The 22,868-nt window shown below is 41.1% G+C and carries 21 protein-coding genes; 12 read left to right on the top strand and 9 right to left on the bottom strand.

Features of this window, described 5'->3' with window-relative positions:
* Positions 1-69: 69 nt before the first annotated feature.
* On the top strand, positions 70-276 hold the full coding sequence (locus tag HC733_RS17880) for a hypothetical protein (RefSeq protein ID WP_238937606.1): 207 nt from the start codon (positions 70-72) through the stop codon (positions 274-276).
* Between the two features lie 40 nt (positions 277-316).
* On the opposite strand, the gene HC733_RS17885 is transcribed toward HC733_RS17880, so the two are convergent.
* Complete coding sequence (locus HC733_RS17885) at positions 317-538, bottom strand: antibiotic biosynthesis monooxygenase (protein ID WP_190366369.1); 222 nt, start codon at positions 536-538, stop codon at positions 317-319.
* Between the two features lie 267 nt (positions 539-805).
* Between HC733_RS17885 and HC733_RS17890 the strand changes: the two genes are divergently transcribed.
* Positions 806-2,389: a formylglycine-generating enzyme family protein gene (locus HC733_RS17890; protein WP_190366370.1), complete on the top strand. Its 1,584-nt coding sequence runs from the start codon at positions 806-808 to the stop codon at positions 2,387-2,389.
* A gap of 160 nt (positions 2,390-2,549) precedes the next feature.
* Here the strand turns inward: HC733_RS17890 and HC733_RS17895 are convergent, their stop codons facing one another.
* Complete coding sequence (locus HC733_RS17895; protein WP_190366371.1) at positions 2,550-4,304, bottom strand: winged helix-turn-helix domain-containing protein; 1,755 nt, start codon at positions 4,302-4,304, stop codon at positions 2,550-2,552.
* 287 nt (positions 4,305-4,591) lie between these two features.
* Here HC733_RS17895 and HC733_RS17900 point away from each other — a divergent pair, with 287 nt between their 5' ends.
* Both HC733_RS17900 and HC733_RS17905 read left to right on the top strand, forming a co-directional pair.
* Complete coding sequence (locus HC733_RS17900) at positions 4,592-5,302, top strand: substrate-binding periplasmic protein (protein ID WP_190366372.1); 711 nt, start codon at positions 4,592-4,594, stop codon at positions 5,300-5,302.
* Positions 5,303-5,374: 72 nt separating this feature from the next.
* Entirely contained in the window at positions 5,375-5,935 is a 561-nt protein-coding gene (locus HC733_RS17905) for a hypothetical protein (protein WP_190366373.1), read from the top strand.
* A gap of 43 nt (positions 5,936-5,978) precedes the next feature.
* Here HC733_RS17905 and HC733_RS17910 read toward each other — a convergent pair whose 3' ends face one another.
* Both HC733_RS17910 and cysZ read right to left on the bottom strand, forming a co-directional pair.
* Positions 5,979-7,313: a glycerophosphodiester phosphodiesterase family protein gene (locus tag HC733_RS17910; RefSeq protein ID WP_190366374.1), complete on the bottom strand. Its 1,335-nt coding sequence runs from the start codon at positions 7,311-7,313 to the stop codon at positions 5,979-5,981.
* Between the two features lie 161 nt (positions 7,314-7,474).
* Positions 7,475-8,200 (bottom strand): sulfate transporter CysZ, encoded by a 726-nt coding sequence (cysZ, locus tag HC733_RS17915; RefSeq protein WP_190366375.1) that lies wholly within the window; start codon positions 8,198-8,200, stop codon positions 7,475-7,477.
* A 259-nt stretch (positions 8,201-8,459) separates the two neighbouring features.
* Between cysZ and HC733_RS17920 the strand changes: the two genes are divergently transcribed.
* The 6 genes from HC733_RS17920 to HC733_RS17945 all read left to right on the top strand — a co-directional run bounded on the left by HC733_RS17920 (position 8,460) and on the right by HC733_RS17945 (position 15,283).
* The gene (locus tag HC733_RS17920; protein ID WP_190366376.1) at positions 8,460-9,761 is read left to right on the top strand and encodes a CNNM domain-containing protein; all 1,302 of its coding nucleotides are present in this window, start codon (positions 8,460-8,462) and stop codon (positions 9,759-9,761) included.
* Between the two features lie 76 nt (positions 9,762-9,837).
* Complete coding sequence (locus HC733_RS17925) at positions 9,838-10,119, top strand: hypothetical protein (RefSeq protein ID WP_190366377.1); 282 nt, start codon at positions 9,838-9,840, stop codon at positions 10,117-10,119.
* A 53-nt stretch (positions 10,120-10,172) separates the two neighbouring features.
* Positions 10,173-10,763, top strand: a complete 591-nt coding sequence (locus HC733_RS17930; protein ID WP_190366378.1) for a CBS domain-containing protein — start codon at positions 10,173-10,175, stop codon at positions 10,761-10,763.
* 228 nt (positions 10,764-10,991) lie between these two features.
* Complete coding sequence (gene speA, locus HC733_RS17935) at positions 10,992-12,905, top strand: biosynthetic arginine decarboxylase (RefSeq protein WP_190366379.1); 1,914 nt, start codon at positions 10,992-10,994, stop codon at positions 12,903-12,905.
* A gap of 3 nt (positions 12,906-12,908) precedes the next feature.
* A complete protein-coding gene (speB, locus tag HC733_RS17940) occupies positions 12,909-13,832 on the top strand; it encodes an agmatinase (RefSeq protein ID WP_190366380.1) in 924 nt (307 codons plus the stop codon).
* Between the two features lie 755 nt (positions 13,833-14,587).
* Complete coding sequence (locus HC733_RS17945) at positions 14,588-15,283, top strand: helix-turn-helix transcriptional regulator (protein ID WP_190366381.1); 696 nt, start codon at positions 14,588-14,590, stop codon at positions 15,281-15,283.
* Here HC733_RS17945 and HC733_RS17950 read toward each other — a convergent pair.
* The 5 genes from HC733_RS17950 to HC733_RS17970 form a co-directional block, all read right to left on the bottom strand.
* Positions 15,228-16,064, bottom strand: coding sequence for a CsgG/HfaB family protein (locus HC733_RS17950; RefSeq protein ID WP_190366382.1), 837 nt, complete (start codon positions 16,062-16,064; stop codon positions 15,228-15,230). The two genes, HC733_RS17945 and HC733_RS17950, sit on opposite strands and share 56 nt — an antisense overlap.
* Positions 16,051-16,473, bottom strand: a complete 423-nt coding sequence (locus HC733_RS17955) for a curli assembly protein CsgF (protein ID WP_190366383.1) — start codon at positions 16,471-16,473, stop codon at positions 16,051-16,053. The genes HC733_RS17950 and HC733_RS17955 overlap by 14 nt, the downstream gene beginning before the upstream one ends.
* Before the next feature lie 2 nt (positions 16,474-16,475).
* The gene (locus tag HC733_RS17960) at positions 16,476-16,808 is read right to left on the bottom strand and encodes a curli production assembly/transport protein CsgE (protein WP_238937608.1); all 333 of its coding nucleotides are present in this window, start codon (positions 16,806-16,808) and stop codon (positions 16,476-16,478) included.
* Positions 16,809-16,937: 129 nt separating this feature from the next.
* Positions 16,938-18,455: a curlin gene (locus HC733_RS17965; RefSeq protein WP_190366385.1), complete on the bottom strand. Its 1,518-nt coding sequence runs from the start codon at positions 18,453-18,455 to the stop codon at positions 16,938-16,940.
* 23 nt (positions 18,456-18,478) lie between these two features.
* Positions 18,479-18,946 carry a curlin subunit CsgB gene (locus HC733_RS17970; protein ID WP_190366386.1) on the bottom strand — a complete coding sequence of 156 codons (468 nt, stop codon included), beginning with the start codon at positions 18,944-18,946 and terminating at the stop codon, positions 18,479-18,481.
* A 482-nt stretch (positions 18,947-19,428) separates the two neighbouring features.
* On the opposite strand from HC733_RS17970, the gene HC733_RS17975 reads away from it, so the two are divergent.
* Together HC733_RS17975 and HC733_RS17980 are read left to right on the top strand one after the other, a co-directional pair.
* Complete coding sequence (locus HC733_RS17975) at positions 19,429-21,924, top strand: S8 family serine peptidase (protein ID WP_190366387.1); 2,496 nt, start codon at positions 19,429-19,431, stop codon at positions 21,922-21,924.
* Positions 21,925-22,102: 178 nt separating this feature from the next.
* Complete coding sequence (locus HC733_RS17980) at positions 22,103-22,834, top strand: TrmH family RNA methyltransferase (RefSeq protein ID WP_190366388.1); 732 nt, start codon at positions 22,103-22,105, stop codon at positions 22,832-22,834.
* Positions 22,835-22,868: the final 34 nt, after the last annotated feature.

Genomic DNA, 22,868 nt, shown 5'->3' on the forward strand with positions numbered 1-22,868 from the left:
CTTTAATTTGCTCTAATGATGTTGTGGTATTCATTGATCACACCTTAGTTGTTTAGGTTGCAATCAAGTATGCCGGATGGTTTTTACTTATTTGCGCTATCTTGCCGTAAGGTCACAAATCCTGGGGAAATGTATGTTGTGCCAAAAGGCGTTGAACACTGCCCTAAAGCAACACCAGATACGCATTTTTTAATGGTCGAGCCAGCGTCCACAGCTCATACGGGGTCGGTTGAAAGTGAATTAACGGTTGCTCAAGATCAGCAGCAATGGATTTAAGTGATACTGGGCCAGCGACATATTAAGCAGGCTGGCCTTATTACAATGTTATTCGCTGGCAACTTTTGTAAGCAGAGAGTTCAACCGACTCTAACATCTCACCGATAACCTCAAAGCACTGTTTGATATGGTTTGATTCAAGATGATTGTCTAAATCTTGTTCTTTCTCCCTGCTTTCATAAAACATAAATACCGCGTCGTTTTGATTATCAATATGCATATCATAATTAATACAGCCAGCCTCCTGGCGCGTTGGTAGCACTCTCTTTTTGAGTGTTAAATATCAGTACGGCTAAGTGTTTCAATAAGGTACTTACTTTTATGAGTCAATTAGTGCTGTAAAAGTGTTGGACTCTGTAATGCTCTTGCCAACAAGCTAACTGTGTCGATACAAAATAGAATAAATAGAAAACCATTTAACTTGATGAAAAATATAAATATAAATACATTTCTATAAATAATAGAGTGGGAATAAGACGCTCAAGGAAAGGTTTTTTATAGTGCTTCTTAATAATAAACAGGAGTAACTATGAAATACGCTTTTTCCACATTATTACTATGTATGTGCACAACACTAAGCGCTAAAAGTGCTGTGATTGAACCTATCTTACAGCTGGTCCCAGGCAGTGAGGCTCAGGAGCTACCAAGTTTCTACATGAGTAAATACGAGATAACAGTGGCTCAATTTAGTCAATTTGTGCGTGAGACAGATTATCAGGTGCCCCAAAACTGTATGGCATTTACAGATGAGCTTTGGCCTGATCCTGAAAAGCCAGGGCGTTGGGATTTACCAGCTTTGATAGAAAACCCTTATCGACCTGTGGTGTGTACCGGTGTTCAAGGTGCGCTTGACTATGCAAAATGGCTATCAGAAAAAACGGGCAAACACTATCAGTTGCCCAGTGTACAGCAGTGGCGTCATGCGGCTTTGGCTGGTCAAACTGGGCGAATGGCATTTGCGGATGATTTTGATAAAAGTGAGATTTGCGATTACGAAAATACTGAAGATATAGCAAATATCGCAGGTATGAAAAAGCATCATCAAGTGCGATACAAACGCAGCGCCAATTGTAACGATGGGGCAATTTATCACACTGTGGTTGGCATGTATCGTGCGAACCAATTTGGCCTGTACGATATGATGGGCAATACCAGAGAGTTAACGCGCACTTGCCACCGTAGAGGTGAAAAGGACCCAAGCGTATGTGAACAATACGTGGTTGTTGGTGAGGCATGGCATTGGCAGCCAAGAGGTACTTTGACGCCGGACTGGATGGATACTGACTTTCAAGGAAGTATAGAGGGGTTTCGTCTAGTGCTTGAAACAGACATTGTAGAGCCGATGTCTGTCGCTACAAAAGAGTTTGCGAAGAAACTAAAAGCGGCTCAATTTGAACAGCACAAAGTGCATGCAAAAAACAAAACAATTCCATCAACACCTGAAGGAGTAAGACTGAGAGCGTTGAGCAATAACAATATAAAAGTGAGTTGGTTAGATGTTAAAGGCCAAGGTGTTAAGTATGCCATTTATCGTGAATTGGCTGACTTAAGCTCTGCAAAGGTGACACGCTTTGTAAAGCTAGCTGATGATATAACTACATCAGAATTTATTGATAGCACGCTACCAGATAAGGCATTTGCACGCTATCAGGTGTTCTCATACAACGAAATAGGTGAGGGGCTGGGCAGCAAGATAGTCACTTATGGTCAACCATGGCAATTTTCGACGCATGATCGCATTGAAGCAGAGCACTTTTTTGCTGGTCGCTATCATTGGATACGAGAGCGAGATGCCGCCACTGTGGTTGGCTTTAACGAAAATCCAGATCATTTCCCAACGGGCATCAAACCGCATAAGCCTGCTTGGATCAAACTTGCTTTTAATGTCAGTAAAGAGCAGCAAGTGAAACTTAAGTTTAGAGCGCGCGCTGAGCAAGGTGGCCAATTTGAGCTATGGCAGGGGACACATTTGGTCGGGCGCTATGAGTTCCCTCAAGGGGATGAGTTTACGATTCATTCGGCTCATGCATCGCTTATAGCAAGCAATGAACCTCTCGAGTTACGTATGGGCAATTCGTTTTGGTTTGAGCTTGACTGGCTTGAGTTTAAATAATTTATATCAATCTGCAAGAATTCCCAATCATTTTGAGAGGCTAAACCTGCTTAAAAATTTCATATTAGAACAGAAGTTTATAAAGTTTACTTGTCTTAAAATAGCGCACCTAATCAAGCTGATTGGTATTTAAATCAAGCGCCAGCTAAAGCTGGCGCAGTTAGCCTTGTTTACTATTTTTACTTTCCAGCCATGTTTGCTCACCGTTACGCTGTAAAAAATCGTAATAAATTTGGCGCTTATTGCTTTGTTCATCCAAGTATAAATACAAAGCGCGAGCGGCAGCGATACTAGCGTTTTTATCAAAGGCTTTTTGTGATCGTTGATAAGCCTCTTCCAACAGCGCAATGGCTTGTGGTATTTGCTGCTGGGCAAGTAACAGTTTTGCATGTAGTAGGTTTTTGTTAACTGCGAGGTTGATATTTTGTGTCAGTAATGCACCAGCTTTAGCAAAATTTTTGTGTTGAACATACAACTCAAAAAGCCGTTCAAAAGCATCATCAATAACCCAAAAGTTAGTCTGGCTGCGCGGTAAAGTGAGTATTTTGGCGAAGTATTTAATGCTGATATCTTGCTCTTCGGCAAAGAGTGCGTAATGGAAATACACAAATGCGAGGTTTGCAGGGTGAAGGTTTTCATCCATAACAACTTGCTGAGCTTCGTTAAGTTGTATGTATTTTCGCTCATTCAAGCCAAGTTTGGCGGATAGTATAGAGTCTAGTATGTGTAGCTGAAAGCGACTTATTGCATCAATATTGTGTTGGGCAAGTTTAGCTCCACGTTCAAGTTGCTGTTTAACTTGCTCGGGATTACGCATTGCGTAAGCTAAAAAAGCTTGTTTTTTAATGAGTTCAAATTGTAGTGGCCAGATTTTTTCGCCAAGACTTTGCTCAGCTTGTGTAAGTGTGGTCTTAGCTAATGTAAATTGTCCATTATGTTTATAAATAGAAGCTCTTAGTAACGCTGCTTCAATGTGCAATGGCATTGTTAGCACATCCAAAGGTTGTTTGGAAATACTGTCCAAATACGCCAGTGCAACGTCAAGGTGGCCTAATCCGCGATAATACTTTGCCAAAAAGAACAAGACATTTGCCTTGTTGTATTGTGTTTGCTGTTCAAGCTTACTCACCCAAACTTTGCGGGAAGTTACCGTAGTAAACAATCCTAATCGAGCTAGCTCAGCTAACCTCTGGTGGAGCGCTGTCGTTATGTCAGCTTGCTTGGTTGCAAATACATAGTCATGCCACTGGGCTTGCTCGCTTTGTAACTTAAATTCTAAATAGGCTCCCTCTGGCACCGGGTAAATTCGAGTGCCAATTAGCCAGCTGCTTTTGTCCAGTTGCAACTCTTTAAAGGTAAGCGCGGGCATATTCAATACATCAAGCTGGTAACGCGTATTGACCTTAAGTGATCGTAAAGTAAACGCCTCATCAGAGCTATCTTCGATGATTTTTTTGCTGTGTTCTTGAGGTAAGTAGAAAATTTTTGCTTGCTTACCAGTGGGTGTGGTAAAGATGTGGTAGCTTGTCATCATGGTAGCGACTAGCAATATGGCGATAATAAAATAAGTGTATGTGTGCGATTTTTTTGACCGACCAACACTTATTTGCTCTTGTTCTTTGCTGTCAATTATCGGATAAGTCCATTTATACCCTTGGCGAGCATAAGTTTGAATAGCGCGTTCGCCAACAATGGCTCTTAATTGGCTAATGGTTTGAAATACAACTTGTTCTGAGACGACTCTTCCTTGCCAAACATGGTCGAGAATTTGCTCTTTACTTAGTACGACAGCTGGATTATTCAAAAAGAAAAGTAGCAATGCTCGTTGCTTTGGTTTGAGCGCTATCTCTTTTCCTTTGTGAGTTAGTACACCACTTTTTATATTTAAGTGAAAGCCATCAAACGTTACAACCATGTATAGAGTCTTCTTAATTTTTTAAGCGCATTATTAAACATTCTACCAGTAAGGTAAACGTCAATGCCAAGTGGTAGAGTCTAGGTGCGTTTGATAAATTATAACTAACGACATAGTTTTTTAAACTTCGTATAGGTAGCTCATTCGCTATCTTATAGTAGTGAGTCTCCAAATTGTGCATTACACTAGTTACTACGTACTCACTGTAAACATGCAGTGTTAAGAGTTGGGTGATGTCATAGAGAGGGCTTATTATTCAGTATTTATCTGGGAAGCTTGTTTTTTGGTTGTGGCTACTTCTTTTCTCACTACACAATCGAGCGGCAGCTGAGCCGTTAAAAGTCGCCTTTGGTCAAAGTCGGCCTCCTTATGTTGATGAGTCAAATCAGTCAGGGATAAGCGTTGAACTGTTTGATAATATTGCCAAGATATCTGGCTGGCAGTACCAGTCATTCTTTGTGTCAAATAAGCGTATGGAACGTTTGCTTAGAAGCGAAAAAGTAGATATCGCAGTTGAGGTGCAAAAAAGCGACAAAAATTTGTATTACTCTATGCCGCTCATTTCATACCGAAACTTTGCGTTTCATCGTAACAAATCCAAGTTTGTGTTGAACAACATGAGTGAACTGCTCGTATACAGCGTGTGTGCATGGCAAAATGCGAGCGAGCATCTTTTTTTAGACTCTACGTTTGCAAATAAAACTAACTACGTTGAATATTCAAAACAGCAAGATCAAGTGATTGACTGGTTATCGGGTAAGTGTGAGGTTATCTTAATTGATGACACTTTACTAAAATGGCATTTGTTTCAACTCAAAAATGCGGGGCATTTTTTTGTAAAAAGGAACTGGGGTAAGGTTTTATTGCCAGTAAAAAATAACCCGCTTTGGTTTTATGCTGGATTTCGTGAGCCACGACTAAGAGATGATTTTAACTCCGCATTACAGCTGTTAATAGATTCTGGACGTTATAATCAGATCCGCGAAATGATAGAGTGATTGGATTGCTTTAATGTTGAACATGACAATGTCATAATTACCAGACAAATAAGAACAAGCAAGTAATTTAAAATGAAGCGTTCAATAGTACTCATCCTTATCGTTGTTAGTTTTACATGGGGAGCAGCGAAAGCAGATGGACAAGATGTATCTGAAAAACAGAAGTTCGCGCGCATAGCATCCGATTATATTGCCACACTCGATAATGACTATGTTAAGCAACGTGCTTTTTATACGCAAAATTCGCATTTTAAAGACCCAACATCTGCTCAATTTGGAGCTATGTGGGACATCAAAGGCGGTGATAATATTGCAAACTTCTTTGAGAATGCGGGTAAGGATTATGGCGTTTTGAAGGTTGATTATAAGATAACCAACATGCTGGTAGAGCCACCTTTTGTAATTGCAAATATAGATTCAGAAGTAACAACTTGCGCTGTCGCTTTAAATCAGCCAACTAAGTCCTATACCGGCACAATACAGCTTGTAATGGTTTTGAAGATTAACGGGAGTCACGTATTAGAAAGAACTGATTATGTAGATTACTCAAGTGCATGGCAATTTGTTGAAGAGCTGTCTCCAAGACTCAAAGAGCAAAAGCCTGATATACGTTGTCTGACCAATAAAACTTAGCAGTAAGGGCTTCCATGCCCCTACAATGCTAGGTATCTAGGTGCTAAATACTAGGCTTCATACCCATACAGCTCGCATAGAACGTTGTGGTTGCGGGCCAGTCGCTGAATACACCAATAACACCAACCTCTTTCGCTAACACATCAAGTAATACTAATGCATCAGCATCACTGTTGATTGCCTCTGTGATTGACTGATAATACCAACCGCCACCTGTTGCAAGCGGGCCTGAGCGCTCTAAAGTCCAGGTAATGATATCAAGGCCGGCTTCTTTGGCGGCTTTTGCATACTCAGAGGGCACGATTTTTTTATCGTTGTTCAAAGTCACGAGCATCCACATAGGAGGGGCGATAATTTTCACGCCGTCATTGCTAAGCTCTGCCATGGTAGGTTGCCAAGTATCTGGGTTATTTGGGTTAAATCCGGCTATGTCGTAGCGGTCATCTAAATAGACTGCTTGCTCGCCAAATGCCGCTTCATTGTTAATCCAATATTTAACATCTTCTAAATTAAAAGACTGAGCAAAAACATCTTTGGCATCCACTCCTGCGGCTTTGTATTCATCAATCATTTTTTGCGCATACATTTGTTGCGTCATGCCATCATACGGCATATCAACGCTTGCCGATTTGAGCTCTGGCGTCATTTTTACATTCAGTGCTTTGAACAGTTCGATACTTTCTTTATGAGTTAGCAAAGTACCTTGGCTTGCGTATAAATCAGTGCGAAAGTTTGCTGTGCCAGCAAGGTATTCATCAATGGTTGTTGCAAGTGAATTTGCACCATCCATTTTGCCTTTTAATTGTTTAAATTCTGCGAGCGTGATATCTGAAGTACAGCACTTTGCACTGGCTGGCGTGCCTGAGGCCTTATCTGCAGGGGTAAATGGTTCTGAACATTTAGCAGCAAGCTCTGGGATCGCCAAAATGTTGGTGGTGGTATGCAGGTCGCATTGTGAGTGACGACACACTAACTCTTTATCTTTAGTGAAAGTAACGTCACACTCTAAAATGCCCGCGCCCATTTTTGCTGCTGCCACATATGATTCTTTGGTGTGCTCAGGGTATTGCAGAGGTGCTCCACGGTGGCCGATAGAGAAATCGGTTTTGTAGAAAGGTCCGTTTTGGCAAGCTTGTAGTTTAGTTTTCAGGGCACTGTCTTGTAGTTGGTTCACTAAAAACTGTGCGCGAGCACCGATTTGAGCATCGTTTGCTCCGCCTTTGGCCACTTCGACGATCACTGGCACTTCAACTTTTTCAATCACGGTTATTGGTTTTTCAACCACGACTTCTTTGGTCACTTCTTTGATTTTTGTGTCATCGTTGCAACCGCTTAACGTTAATAAAGCGCTCATAGAGAGTAATATTTTATACTTCATGGTAATACTTCATCATTTTGTTTATATAAGGAACACAAATGTTACGGAAGTAAAGTGAAAGAAAAATGATAACTCTATGACAGATAAAACAATAGCTTTATATCTGGTTGCAAAATAGAGTGAATTTAGGACTTGCACTCTATTTTGCTGAGTAAGGATATTTATCGATAGTTTTGGCGATAGTTATCCACCCATAAGCGAGTGGCTCCGCATACCGCAACGGGCATAACAATCAGGTTAATCACCGGAATTGAAGTGAGTACGAATACGGCGAAGCCAAACCCATACGACAGCCCTTGTTTGCTTTTTAAGTCACTTTTCATTTGGTTGAAGTGGATTTTATGGTTATCAAACGGATAGTCATTGTATTGCACGTTATACATCCAACAGGTAAACATCACCCATAATATTTGTCCAACCAGCGGTAAAACCCAAAGTAAGATAAAAAAACCAATCGCGCGAGGTAAGTAATAACACAGCTTGGTCCACTCACGGCCAAGCATACGGGGCACATCTTTAAGTAAGTCTGCAAGTCCATCATCATTCACTTTTTGGCCTGTAAGATGCATTTCGACTTTTTCACTTAACAAACCATTAAAAGGCGCAGCTATAAAGTTTGTGATCACGGTAAATACCATACTGTAACTGAATAAAATTACCATAATGGCAATAGGCCACATGAGCCACTCTAACCAGCTGAGCCAACTTGGTAATAAGTTATTTAAGTAGTTGAATCCTTGGGTGAGCCAATCATATAAAAAGAACAATGAGCTACCAAAAAGCAACACGTTGATCAGTAAAGGAATAAACACGAAACGCTTCAACCCTTTTTGCGTGATCAAAGAAAATCCGGAGAGAAAATACTCGATACCTTGAGTTAACTGCACAACCAACCTCAAATAAAGCATTAATTTTGTAACACAGTATACGCTGGGTATGACGAGCGAATAAACCCAAATGCGTAACAAACTATTGCAGATTTTCACCTTGGTGCTGGTTTATGTTTGGGTATTTCACAAAATATATTTTAAGTGATTGATTAATATTAATTTATATATATTGCTTAGTATGTGGGTTGCGCTACAATTGCTCACTTTTTGACTAATTTTAAAAGCATTAACCGATTTATACTGGAGAAAACATTAAGTGAGCGAATTGCTTGGGATTGTATGTTTAATTTTTATCAGTGCCTTATTTGCAATGTCTGAAATTGCAATTGCTGCTGCGCGTAAAATCAAGCTGAAGATAATGATGGATGAAGGACATTATGGCGCGGAGCAGGTGCTTAAGCTACAAGCTCAGCCAGGGGCATTTTTTGCCATGGTGCAAATAGCTTTGAATGCAATCGCCATTCTTGGCGGTATTTTGGGTGAACAGGCACTTACGGATACGGTGCGCTCCTATCTTGAAATGGTTTATCAAGGGGCAATGTTAGATCAGGTTAGCTTTGTCATATCATTTATGATTATTACGTCGTTGTTTATTTTATTTGCCGACTTATTGCCAAAGCGAGTTGCGATGCTCATGCCTGAAGCTGTTGCGATAAGAGTGGTTGGTTTGATGAATGCGATTACCACGGCATTTAAACCATTGGTGCTATTTTTTAACGGTGTCACTAATTTAGTGCTGAAGCTACTTGGCTTTCCGACGGAACGAAAAGATGAAGTGACCACAGAAGAAATTGTCGCCATGATGGACGCCGGTGCAAAAAGTGGCACGCTACAGGCGCAAGAATATCAACTCATTGGTAATGTGCTTGAACTAGAGTGTCGAACTTTACCTATGGCCATGACCACAAGAGAATCAATCGCGTTTTTAGATATTGCTGATGACAGCGAAACGATTAGTCAGAAAGTGCTAGATAACCCACATAACCAGTTTTTGGTGTGTGATGGTCACTTGGATAAACTTATTGGTTTTGTGGATACCAAACAAATCCTAAAACAGTTGTTACGTGGTGAATTGGTACATTTAAATGAGCAAATCATCGAAAAAGAAGTGTTTTACCTACCCGAAACATTAACGCTATCAGAGGCGCTTAATGCATTTAAATCGTCCAATGAACAATTTGCTGTGGTTGTGAATGAGTACGCGTTAGTTGTCGGTATTGTGACCATCAAAGATCTCATGAGTAGTTTTATGGGAGACTTAGTTACGTTTTATGGTGAAGAGCAAATCGTCCAGCGCGATAATGAATCATGGCTGGTGGATGGCTCTACACCTATGGTTGACCTATGTCGCGTTATAGGTTGGGAGGAGCCCCCTGAGGCAAACCAATATGAAACGGTGGCCGGCTTTTTAATATATCGCTTGAAGCGCTTACCAAAGCGAGCAGACCACATAATATGTGATGGTTTTAAGTTTGAAGCGATAGATATTGAAGGGGTGAGAGTAGAGCAGTTACTGGTTAGTCGAATAAAAGATTCCATCTTAGAGGCTTTGCTTTAATACTTGCTAATTTGCAAGCATGACCATACACTGAGGTTAGGCACGTTTTTTGTGCCTAACTTAATCTGGAGCTTTGATGCGGTATAGTAAGTGGTTTGTCATCTCTTGTTTGTGTGTGTTGTTCCTATCTGTGATCAACGCGCCGATGAGCTATGCCAAAGTTGAAAACTACTATGAACAGCAACAAAGCGTATTTATAGATTCAGATCCAATTGACCACGACCCTCAAGAGCTTATTGTCGGCTCCCCCTCTTATGACTTTGGGGTGGTTGGTACAACTATTATTGAACGAGAGATCCCTTCTCCTCGTGGATCACAATACCTACATTTAAGCATTCGCGCTCCACCTAACAACTAAGCACTTCTCAAACAAATTTATTTTTTGTCGTCAGCTTATTTAGAGGTGGTGTTATGTCTAAATACCAAACTATTGGCAGCCAAGCGCTTGCCACAAATACTCATTTTAATACGTCGCTTTATAGTAATGTAATCATTTCACTTGATAGTCCTGCAAGTGAAGCAATGCATGGTTTCCATCAAGTACCACCGCAGTTAATTGACAGCAACACAGAACTTGATGATGCGATGTTAATTATGGAACAAACCCATATGCGTATTAGCTTTGTTGTAGATAGTAACAACAAAATGCTTGGGATCATCTCAAAAGCGCGTCTTTCAAGTAGTTATGTTCTAAAAATTTCAGCCAAAAAAGGCATTAGCCGCGCTGATATGACGGTTGCTGATGTCATGATCCCGCTGTCTTCGTTAAGCAGTGTTAATGAGCTTGCGGTGCGCAGTGCTCGGGTAGGGGATATTGTAAAAAGCATGGAGATCGGTGGACATGAGCATTTGTTGGTGGTTAGCCAAACGCCTGAGCACATATGTGGCTATTTTGATCTGATTGATATTAGCCGCATGGTTGGTTATCAACTCAATCAAGTTAAAAGTGCCAACTCATTTAGCGAAATAGTTGATAGCCTTTGGCATCATGCTGAGATTTAAAAAATTCCGATTACTTTGTTCTGACGATTAAAGTAATTAGATGCTCCTAAAAATGAAGTTAATGAAAGTCAAGGCACCGAGAGGTGCCTTTTTCATGGAAAATTTTTGGAATAACGAGTGATTTTACAACTCTTGAAGAGTAGAATATTTTGTTAGACACAGCGGCGCGAATTCTTTGTAATGCGCAAAAATGACCCCCCGATTCTATTACTTTTTTAAGGAACTTTAATGGCCAAAAACATCTCTTCTGAACACGCGCGTGATTGTTATAACGTGCGCCATTGGAGCCAAGGCTTCTATGGTATCAATGATCAGGGAGAGGTTACCGCAATGCCGAAACTAGCACAGCCAGAGCATGCAGTGACTTTAGAAAATATCGCTCAAAAAATAAAAGCGCAAGGGTACTCATTGCCAGCTTTAGTGCGTTTTCCTCAAATATTGAGTCAACGTGTTCACAGTATTTGTGATGCGTTTAACCAAGCGATTGCCGATTACAATTATCCAGAAGATTATTTATTGGTGTATCCAATTAAAGTAAATCAGCAGCGTGAAGTAGTAGAGGGCTTAATTGCAAGCCAAGTTGGTAATGATAAAAAGCAGCTAGGCCTTGAGGCTGGTAGCAAAGCTGAATTACTCACTGTACTTGCTATGAGTGAGCAAACATCGGCAGTTATCGTATGTAACGGTTACAAAGATAAAGAATATGTGCGTTTGGCGCTATTGGGCGAAAAGCTTGGGCATCAAGTCTATATCGTATTAGAAAAACGCTCTGAGCTTGATATTGTTATGGAGCAGGCAAAAGAGCTTAATGTTACGCCTCGTTTAGGCCTGCGAGTAAGGTTAGCATCTCAAGGCAAAGGTAAGTGGCAAGCCAGTGGCGGTGAAAAGTCTAAGTTTGGTTTATCGGCGTCACAGGTGTTGGCGGTGATAAACCAACTAGAGCAGGCCAAGTTGTTAAGTGCGCTACAGTTAGTGCACTTTCATCTTGGCTCGCAAATGGCAAACATTCGTGATGTACGACTTGGGGTAGGTGAAGCAGCGCGCTTTTACTGTGAATTGCGTCGATTAGGCGCTAATTTAAGCTGCTTGGACGTTGGTGGCGGACTGGCTGTTGATTATGACGGCACACGTAGCCAATCTCATAACTCTATGAATTACAGTCTAGCCGAGTATGCAAATAACATTGTTTATACCATTGGTGATACCTGTAAGCAGTACGAACAACCGATGCCAAAGATCATTTCTGAGTCAGGTCGCGCATTAACTGCACACCATGCAGTGTTGATCACTGATGTTATTGGTACAGAAAGTTATCAACCGGAAGTAGTGTTGGCGCCCGAAGAAGAGGCTCCACGCTTACTGCATAACATGTGGACTTCATGGCAGGCTCTTAATGGTCAAAGAGATGACAGGGCTCTGATAGAAATTTATCACGATACACAAGGTGATTTGGCTGAAGTACATAGTCAATTTGCGATGGGCTTACTTGACTTAGAGCAGCGAGCTTGGGCTGAGCAGATTAATCTGCGTGTGTGTTACGAGCTTAATCAGCGAATGGACAACAAAAACCGTTTTCATCGGCCAATTATTGATGAGTTGAGCGCTAAATTAGCTGATAAGTTCTTTGTAAACTTCTCGCTGTTTCAATCATTGCCAGATGCTTGGGGAATTGAGCAAGTATTTCCAGTTTTACCGCTAAGTGGTTTAACTGAAGAGCCTAAAAAGAGGGCTGTATTGCTAGATATTACGTGCGACTCTGATGGCACTATTGAACACTATGTGGATGGTCAAGGGATCGAAAGTACCTTACCTGTTCCCGAATATAATGCTAGCCGACCTTATTTATTGGGGTTCTTCTTAGTAGGAGCTTACCAAGAAATACTTGGCGATATGCATAATTTGTTTGGTGATACACATAGCGTTATTGCAACGATAGATAATGACGGATTACTAGAGCTAAGTGATGTGGATGAAGGCGACAGTGTTGCTGATATGATGCGTTATGTACATTTAGACGTAGCACAATTTAAAGCTAACTTTGCTAAGCAGGTGAAAAGTAAACTGCCAAAGAATGAACAAGCACGTTGCTTGGCAGAACTTGAGCAAGGGTTAGACGGTTATACTTATTTGGAAGATGTTTAGTTTATGAACCAGTTATTTGACCATACCGATCACTCACTATATTCAAACGGTATGACATTTTTACGTCAGCCAATGGTGCGTGATATTGCCAACATCGAATCAGATGTTGTCGTTTTAGGTATGCCATTCGATTTGGCAACATCAGGTCGACCTGGTGCGCGTTTAGGGCCTGATGCAATTCGTAGGGCGTCCGTTCATCTGGCTTGGGAGTCAAAGAAATACCCGTGGCGCTTTTCGCTTTGGGATAAGCTCAGTGTTTCGGATGCTGGAGACTTTACTTATCCAACGGGTGATCCTGAGTATTTTACTGCGCAGCTAGAATTGGCGGCTCAGCAAATATTGCAACAAGGAAAAACGCTACTAGGTTTGGGGGGCGATCACTTTGTAACCTTGCCTTTGCTGAGAGCGCATCACAAAGTGTATGGAAAAATGGCATTGGTCCATTTTGATGCGCATACAGACACTTATAGCCAAGGTTCGCGCTATGACCATGGGACAATGTTTTATCATGCTCCAAATGAAGGCTTGATAAGTGCTGAGCACTCGGTTCAGATAGGTATCAGAACTGAATATAATCAGGATAATCATGGTTTTGATGTGATTGACGCTATGCAAGCTAATGACTTGAGCGCAGAACAAATCGCGACTCAGATAAAAAATAGAGTGGGAGATTTACCTGTCTATTTAACGTTTGACATAGACTGTTTAGATCCTGCTTTTGCGCCTGGAACTGGTACGCCTGTGTGTGGTGGACTGACAAGCGATAAAGTTTTAAAGATTTTACGTGCTCTACAGGGTGTAAATATGATTGGTATGGATGTAGTAGAAGTATCTCCTGCATACGATCAAAGCGAACTCACGGCAATCGCGGCTGCGACTATCGCCCATGAGTTATTGCATCTTTGGGCTGTAAAACACAGGCCGTAAATTCACTTTATATACAAGTGAGCCTGATATATAAAAATGCCGAGCGTAAAAGTTCGGCATTTTTTTATCGACTAGGGAAGGGTAGGTGATATCGTCTGGCATACCAAATAAATAGTGGTATCTCTAAGGCAATGAATGTAATTAGGGTAAACCAAAACCAGTTCACATTGACCCACATAAAGCTAAATTTCACACCACTTGAATAAAAGACAGAACCGACAACGGATAAAGAAACGCAGGCTGCCATTATGTCCTGCAGCGATATCTTCTTTAAAGTATTAGCGCAATGCGGATAAATCAATCCATACGCAATACTAAGCACGATCATATTTAATATGATCACATTAAACTCAATTCCCATAATACCTAAGCCTACTTCTCATCACTGTTACTTAAAGTGCTCACTGCTTCATAAAGCGTGTCACTGGCGGTAACAGCTACAGCAAATGTGAAATTTATAATTATTATAAATCGGCCTAAGATGGATTTACTTTAATGAGAATTTATTAGTTTTTAAGCCGCTCGGTTCAGTTTAAAGACTCCTATGATTTTTGTTAAAAAAAAGATACCAATATAAATCGCATATAAAATGTTTAACTTTATGTTATTTTTGGTTTTATTTGTTTTTGTGTAAACACTTTTCATTTTGATATAAAACATAATATTTACATATAAGCAGATTTTGTGTAGCTTGAAGGTTCATGGGAACAAGACAGGCACAAATGAAGGTGCCGCTCGGTATAGTAGGAATTAATATGGGCAAAGTGAATTGTAAAGCGACAATAGTAACCCGAACTGCTGTATGCAGAACGGATGAAAACCTTGAGAGTATTCGAAGTTTACTCAAGTTATTAAATATATCTTCTCAGGTGCTTGAGTGTGATAAAGCGCTTTTAGAGCTCCCTATAGAGCAACTGGTATTTGTTGATTTAACGGGGTTTACTTGCGAAGAAGTATACTCTTTTGATATGGCTGTACTGGCCAAAAGAAAGTCATTGATATTATTCAATGCGTCGGAAGGGCAAGTGGATGAGCGTCGTGCTTTGTTGGCGGGCGTTAAGGGCGTTATTTACGCCAAAGACGAGCCAGATGTAAAATTGAAAGGCATTAAAGCAGTAAAAGACGGAGAGCTGTGGTTTAGACGTAGTATCATTAGCAGCACCTTTTCTGAGCTGTTGGTTGAGCATGCTATTTTTAGCAATCCAACACCAGCACCTAAGCTAGAAGATGGGGCCTTTAACTTAACGAAAAGGGAAAAAACGATAGTTAAACTCATCGCAGAAGGGGCTCAAAATAAAGAGATCGCCAATAAGCTTCATATTAGCGACCATACAGTTAAAACGCATCTATACAGTGCATTTCGTAAAACCAAGTCAAGAAATCGTATTGAGCTACTTAACTGGGCGAGGCAGTTTTTTCCTGATGCGTTGACTCGTTCTTATTCGGAGTAACTGGCATTGCCGACCATAAGCCTTTATCAATACCGCTATTGATGAGGTCTACCAGTGCTTTTTCAATCGCCTGTTTTACGCAAATATGCATAGGTTCATTGTTGGTGTAGCCTCCTTCAGCTTCTGCAAGACGCTTGTAACTTACATAGCGAAAGAACCCTGCACGCATTTCAAAGCTTAGCACTGTTTTAGTTGTCGCAACCGATGTTAACACAACCCCAGTTCGCACATCGACCGCACGCATATATATCGAAATGACATCTTCTCGGTATAATTCCGAAACACCGATGCCAAAATACTCGGCTCCTAACCCGCCCGTTTTTGTGTTTGAGTCATAGCTTATAATGCCGCCTTCAAGAATGATTTTAGCTGTTTTCAACGGGGGTAATGCGTTGCTTTCGTTATCATTATTATCAAGGGCTGCACGAATTATTTTTCTTTCAGTTAGAATGTTCTGCAAGCCTTCACGTTCAACGGGTACAAACCAGTCTGTTTCGCTTAATGCTTGTACAAGTATCGCTGAGGCACCTTGTGTTACCGCAGTCGAAAATGAACTTACGTTGGCAATTGGCTTATATTGGCCTGTTTGATCTCTAAAAGAGTACACAGATACAGGAATACTGCCCATGGGTTTTGGTAGTGATTTAAGGTCTTTATAGGACTGCGTATGCTCTAATGTTTGCGCTTCAGTAATATCTGGAGGAAGTGTGCTAGAAATATGGCTGCACCCACTTAGAGCTATGATAAATAAACTAATAAAATGGTATTTACGGAACAGCATTGCCAAACCTCGGAATTTCTATTGTGGTCACTTCCCCTGATACGAGGTTGGTAATTTCTATGGTGATACTGTCAGCATTACTGGTTAGCATTCTTATTTGATGATCTCCGCTGACAAACACAGAGTCTTGGCCAAATACGTTTTCATCGGAGCTTTCACCAAATGCAAGGTCCGTTACTTCACGCACGATTCTATTGATGTATGCTCGCTCTAAAGACTCCTGCATTTTTTCTGCATAGCTTTTGGGTTCTACATGGGCTTTATGCTTATTTTGCGCCTGAGCTTTATTCATTAGCATACTGGCGTTTAATGGATTGCCACCAAAGCTTGGATTGATAGGGGTGTAAACGAGTTCGCTTGCTTGGCCTGTTTGGCTGAGCGTGAGCAAAAGGAAAAGATATTTTTTCATAGTTAAAGACCACTGCTTGATAAGTCATCACTAAACTTGCTGAAGTTATTACTCGCAAGCACTTTAATTAAGGTCAGTGCGGCTTCTTCTACTTGGTCGTCTACTGGTTTTAGTCTGCGGCCCAAATAAGTTTTGTACACTGCTTGATTGTTTAACTCTACGGTTAAAATTGTTCCAGCTTTTGGTATTAGTGTTTCTTTTATGGTTACTGTTGCACCTGCCGTTGAGGGAATATCCAGCCAAAGGGTACTTAATTGACGATAAAACTCATGTCCTGAGCGGCTAATACTTTGATCGAGTAAAAATCCACTGATTTCGTCTGCTCTGCTACACATGCTGATTGATATAAAAGAGCAAAAAATGAAGATTTTAGAAAGAGAGTTCATTGGCTTATATCACTTTAACTGCAGTGCAATTGATAAGGGTGCCAGTAGGCACCACTTATCGGTTATTTAATGAGGCAATTATTGTTGTACAATTGTGGTGGTGTTGTAGTCACCTACTTGTGTGACTGATACATCGCCGTTGAGTTGCGACATACCGCCTTCAACTAAGTTACCTGTACCGTTTTGAACGACGTTAAAGCTTAAATCGTTTCCTGCGATAACGAATGCGCCTTGGTCGATGCCTACAACCATGTTCATATCACCGGTCTGAGCGATATCAACTGTGTTGTTAGAGCCTTCAAGCATTAGGTCGATGGCATTTAAGGCACCGTCTTGTACCAAGTCAATGGTGTTATTAACACTCGCTACTTCACTGCTTAATGTCACGGATGCGTCGTTTTCGTTTTGCAGTTGGTCTAGCTTAATGGTATTGCCTGTCGTATCTAGAGATACATTAGGATATGACGTTTGAACTAGCGCTTTGTTGTCATTACCAACTTGGTTAACAGTAAAGGTATTATCTGAGCCATTGAAGTTAGCGATATGACTGTCGTTGTTATTACCTAATTGGATGTTAGTGAATTTATTATTATCACCAACAGCGCCCATGTAAGATTTGTTCTCAAGGCCTGTTTGCAAAGCAGTAAAATTGTTGTCACTACCAATCATTTCTACTTCAAGCGCGTTCTCATTACCAGATTGTTGAGCGTTTAATTTATTATCGGCACCAACAATCATTCCACTAGAGAAGCTGTTTTGCTCGCCTCTTTGTTGAACAATTAGGTTGTTCTCTTCGCCTTCAACAATTGCAAAATCAATTGAGTTGTTGTTGCCATATTGTTCTGTACTTAAGTTGTTATCATCGCCATTTAGCAAATCAACTTGAAAGTTGTTACGATCGCCTTGTTGATTTACTTCAAGATCGTTATCGTTGCCTGTTAACTCATTGACGGTAACAACGTTCCAATAGCCCTCTTGCTCTATCTCGAATTCATTGTCTTCGCCAATAATCTCCTTGAGTCGAATTTCATTCCACTCACCCTGTTGCTCAATAGTGACTTCATTGTTGTGACCTTGTAAGTCATCAATAAAAGTCCAGTGACCGCCACCGCCTTGCGTAACATTAACGGTATTGTCATCGCCTTGTGCTTTGAGTCTGATTTGGTTTGTAATACCACCTCGGCCCGTGTCGCCACTTTGGTTGAAAGAAACCATATTGGCATCACCAGTAAGTTCAACGTTTGACTTTGCTTTATTACCGCTTTGGTAATGAGTGATATGGTTACTGTCGCCAGTTATCGTTGCAAGCTGTAGATTGCTGTCACCTTTTTGCTCGGAGGTGATGTGGTTAGAGCCTCCTGTGACGGTTGCCTTGGCACCGTTAGTTTCGCCGCTTTGTAGTAAGTTTATTTCGTTACCTTCAACACTCTCAGAAGAGTTCTGGTTGATTTCAACACGGTTTTGTTGAGCGCCAGCCATAAAGTCGCTTTGGATAGTGTCTTGCGTATTTTTACTCTGTGGCTGAGCCGCCAGAGCAGCATTACCATAACCCAATGCCATAACTATGGCACAGGAGATGAGTGATTTTTTAAGCATGATATTTTCCTTGTGTATCATTATTATTTATTAACGCTGACGTTGAGCACCATCTCATTACCAAGTTGGTGGATCAGCAACGTTTGTTCACCAAGTTGCGTTAGATTGACGATATTGGCGTCACCTTGTTGCACTATGGACGTATAGTTGTTATCGCCATATTGAATTAAGTTAACGCTGTTATTAGCGCCGGCTTGTGTAATTTCGGCTAGGTTGTTCGAGCCCAATTGCACCAGTGACACCAAATTTAACTCGTCACCTATTTGCGTTATCGTTGCTTTATTAAATGTTCCGTTTTGCTTTATCGTTGTGAGCAATTGTGCGTGTACTGACAACGAGGGATTTATACTCAAAGACAAGGGGGACTCTTGTAGATCTAAAGAGCTTGCATAAGTAAAGCTGCTAATTAATAAAGACACAGGTAACATCACGCGCTTGTACAAACTTACATTAAGTGATGGAACTAGGAGAGTCTTTACTTTTGTTAGCATATTGTTTCACTTTTACTGCACTGAAGACCTTGTACCCCACATTAGACAAGAGTACCTAAAGAAGGAATACGAAATTTTTATGAAAAAAATAATATTTAAAATCAATGTTATAACCATTTGTTTTTATATATAACGCAATTTTCCAGTTAAAAAGGTTGATTCTCCTGTTGCGGATGACATTCAAACACTCATACATTATTGTTAATTTAATGTTTGATTTTGTGTTTTTAGTCTGTTTTTGTGGTTTTGCTGAGATTGGCTTGCACCATGTGCCGATTTAGTGTTTTCTAATTGGGTTGCTTAGTTTTATGTTTTCGGTGCTTTACTATTGTGCATGTAAGGTACTAACAAGATTGCTTTTATACTCAATTTACATAGGCGGGAACTCAAAAGTGGGTAGGCTCAATTGCTGAGGCTACTTGTGATTTTAAGTTATATGTCATTGGCATATAACAAATAAACAAACTTTATGGATCCCAACAATGAATTTAAAATTATCTGCTTTAACGCTCGCATTAATCCCTTGCCTTTCACAGGCTGCTATTCATATTGATAAACAAACTATCAGCGCTGCTGACGATGCATTGATTGTTGTATATAAAAAAGATGCAACAAAAGAGCAGCGTATTTCTGCTAGAAAACTGGTTGCAGCCAAAATTAGTGACCTTAACCAAGATGAAATAGATGATGCATATCGTCATGTTTTAAAAGGTCGTTTGGCTAAATTTAAGCTAGATAAAAAAGACACAAAGAGTGCACTTCAAGCACTGAATAACCATCCAGCAGTAGAATATGCCGAGCCAGATTACAAAGTAAGCGTGCTAGGTATGCCAGATGATCCTCGATTTGGTGAACTTTGGGGTTTACATAATACTGGTCAAACAGGTGGTGTTGCCGATGCGGATATAGATGCACCTGAAGCATGGGACATCTCTATTGGTAGCCGTGATGTTGTTGTAGGTGTTATTGACACTGGTGTGGATCATACTCACCCAGACTTAGCAGCAAACATCTGGACTAACCCGAACGAAATCCCAGGTGATGGCATCGATAATGATGGCAACGGCTATATTGATGATATTCATGGTATCAATGCGATTACTAATGTGGGCGACCCTATGGACGACCAAGGCCACGGTACACACGTATCTGGTACTATTGGTGCGGTAGGTAATGACGCAACGGGTGTGGTGGGCGTTAACCACGAAGTATCTATTGTCGGTTGTAAGTTCTTAGACTCTTCAGGTAGCGGTTCAACATCAGATGCAATTAAATGTATCGATTACCTAGTTGGTTTACGTGAAGCTGGTGTTGATGTTCGTGTATCAAATAACAGCTGGGGTGGCGGAGGCTTCAACCAAGCAATGGCTGATGCGCTTACTGCGTCAGAAGAAGCGGGTATCCTATTTGTTGCGGCGGCTGGTAACAGTGCTGTTGATAATGATGTTAATCCTCACTACCCATCAAGCTATGAGCATGACTCAATTTTAGCAGTTGCAAGTACGACACATACAGACGAAATGTCAGGCTTTTCTCAATGGGGCTTAACAAGCGTTGACTTAGGAGCTCCTGGTTCTGCGATTTTATCAACAGTTCCAGGTGGTGGTTATAGCTCTTTCTCAGGTACATCAATGGCAACACCACATGTTGCTGGTGTTGCGGCACTTGCATTATCAGTTAACCCAACACTGACAACGCAAGAGTTAAAAGCAGTATTAATGGACTCTGGGGACGATAACGCTGCGCTAAACGGTAAGGTTGTATCTGGCAAGCGCTTAAATGCTGCCAATGCACTTCAGTTCGCTGATCCTGAACCTGGCTTTAGATTATCAGTAGTACCAGCATCACAAGAAATCGTAGCTGGTGACACTGCAACGTATAACTTTGATGTGCTATCAGTTGCTGATTGGACAGGTGAAGTGGCGTTAACTGTAGAGAGCCAATTGCCAGGCGCGGTGCTTTCTTCAGACGTTGTACAACCAGGTCAAAGCTTCTCATTGTCAGTACCAACAACGGGTGAAACACAATGGGGCAGCTATACATTTAATGTAACAGCAACCAGTGGCGAGCTTGTACAGAGCAAGCAAGTATCATTGTACGTAAACCCTCAAGGCTTAAACGACTTTACTTACAGCAATGATACAAGCGCTGATATTCCTGATAACGACCCTGCAGGTATCACTTCTGTTATTACGGTGCCAGATCAAATTACTATTTTTGATTCGAGTACATTCTTAGATATCACACACACTTACATTGGCGACTTAATCGTAACCTTGACTTCACCTGCAGGGACTACAGCAACGTTGCATAATAAAGCTGGCGGTAGTGCAGACGATATCAAAGGCTCATTTGAGTCTGATGCGTTTAACGGTGAAGTAGCAACGGGTGACTGGACATTGAGAGTAGAAGATACCTACGCTCAAGACACAGGTACGTTAAACCAGTGGTCACTCACACTTACAGGCTTAGGTGATGTGTCTCCTTCGGAGCCAGTAGCAGGTTTTAGCTATGCAGCTGATATGCTAAATGCAACTTTTACAGACACAAGTACAGATGCAAACAACGACATCGTTAGCTGGGCATGGGATTTCGGTGACGGTAGCACGTCAACAGAGCAAAACCCAAGTCATACTTTTGCAGCAGCAGGTACATATACGGTTAGCTTAACTGTAACGGATGAAACGGGTCTGGCTAACACCACAACACAAGCAGTGACTGTGATTGACCAAGTGCTAGAGCTTAAAGTTAAACGCGCTAATAAGACACGTTTAGATTATGCACGTATCGAACTTGCTTACCAAGGTGCAACTGCGGATAGCATCGATGTATACCGTGATGGCGCTAAGATTGCAACATCCGAAAATACAGGTACTTACCGTGACTTTATTCGTCAAGCAACGCAACAGCAATACGTATATAAAATCTGCGTAGGTGAAAATATCTGTTCTGAAGAAGTAACTGTTACTTTTAGATAATCGCTATAAATTTAAACAAAGGGATCTGCTATAGATCCCTTTTTATTATTTTATAGTTGAACGCCAGCGACTTAAAGTTGCAAACCTTAGTTTATGGACGACGAGTAAACATCGGCTTGATCCTTTCGCATTCTGTGCTGCCTCAGGTATAATTCATGATTCTTCAACTGGGGTAGCTATGATCTCTAAAAACCAACTAAAGCTTTTACGCGCTTTAGCGCAAAAAAAATATCGCAAACAACATGGTCTGTATTTGGTGCAAGGGCAAAAAAATGTTCAGGAGCTAATAGCGGCAAATATCCATATACAACAGCTATTTGCGAGTCCACAGTTTATTACTGAGCATCAATCTTTGTTGCAAAATATCGACTATGTCGAAACCGATGTAGAGAGCTTAACGAAAGCTAGCACCCTAACCAGTAACAATGCTGCGATTGCCATTGTTCAGTCACCAGAATCTCAGCCAATTGATGACTCGGCGATGATTTTGGCTCTTGATGGGGTGTCAGACCCAGGTAATTTAGGCACCATTATTCGTGTTGCCGATTGGTATGGTTTTAAGCAGATAGTGGTCAGTGAAGATTGTGCCGATCACCTCAATCCAAAAGTGATCAGTGCTACGATGGGGTCTTTTGTGCGTGTTAACGTAGTACGTACTGACCTTGCTGCATTTTTAGCGCAATATGATGGCGCTATTTATGGCGCTTACCTTGATGGGCAAAGTGTACATAGCACTGAATTTGCAAAAAAAGGTGTACTCGTGATGGGCAGTGAATCCCATGGTATCCGTGAACAAGCGGGACAATACGTTAATACACCAATCACCATACCTGCATTTGGTGGCGCTGAATCGCTCAATGTGGCGATGGCGACGGGAATTATTTTGGATAACATTAAGCGCGGTAGTTAATTTTTGCTGCTTGCTTTGCTATCTTTCTATGTAA

The organism is Pseudoalteromonas sp. S16_S37 (genome assembly GCF_014694405.1).
Classification (GTDB): Bacteria; Pseudomonadota; Gammaproteobacteria; order Enterobacterales; family Alteromonadaceae; genus Pseudoalteromonas.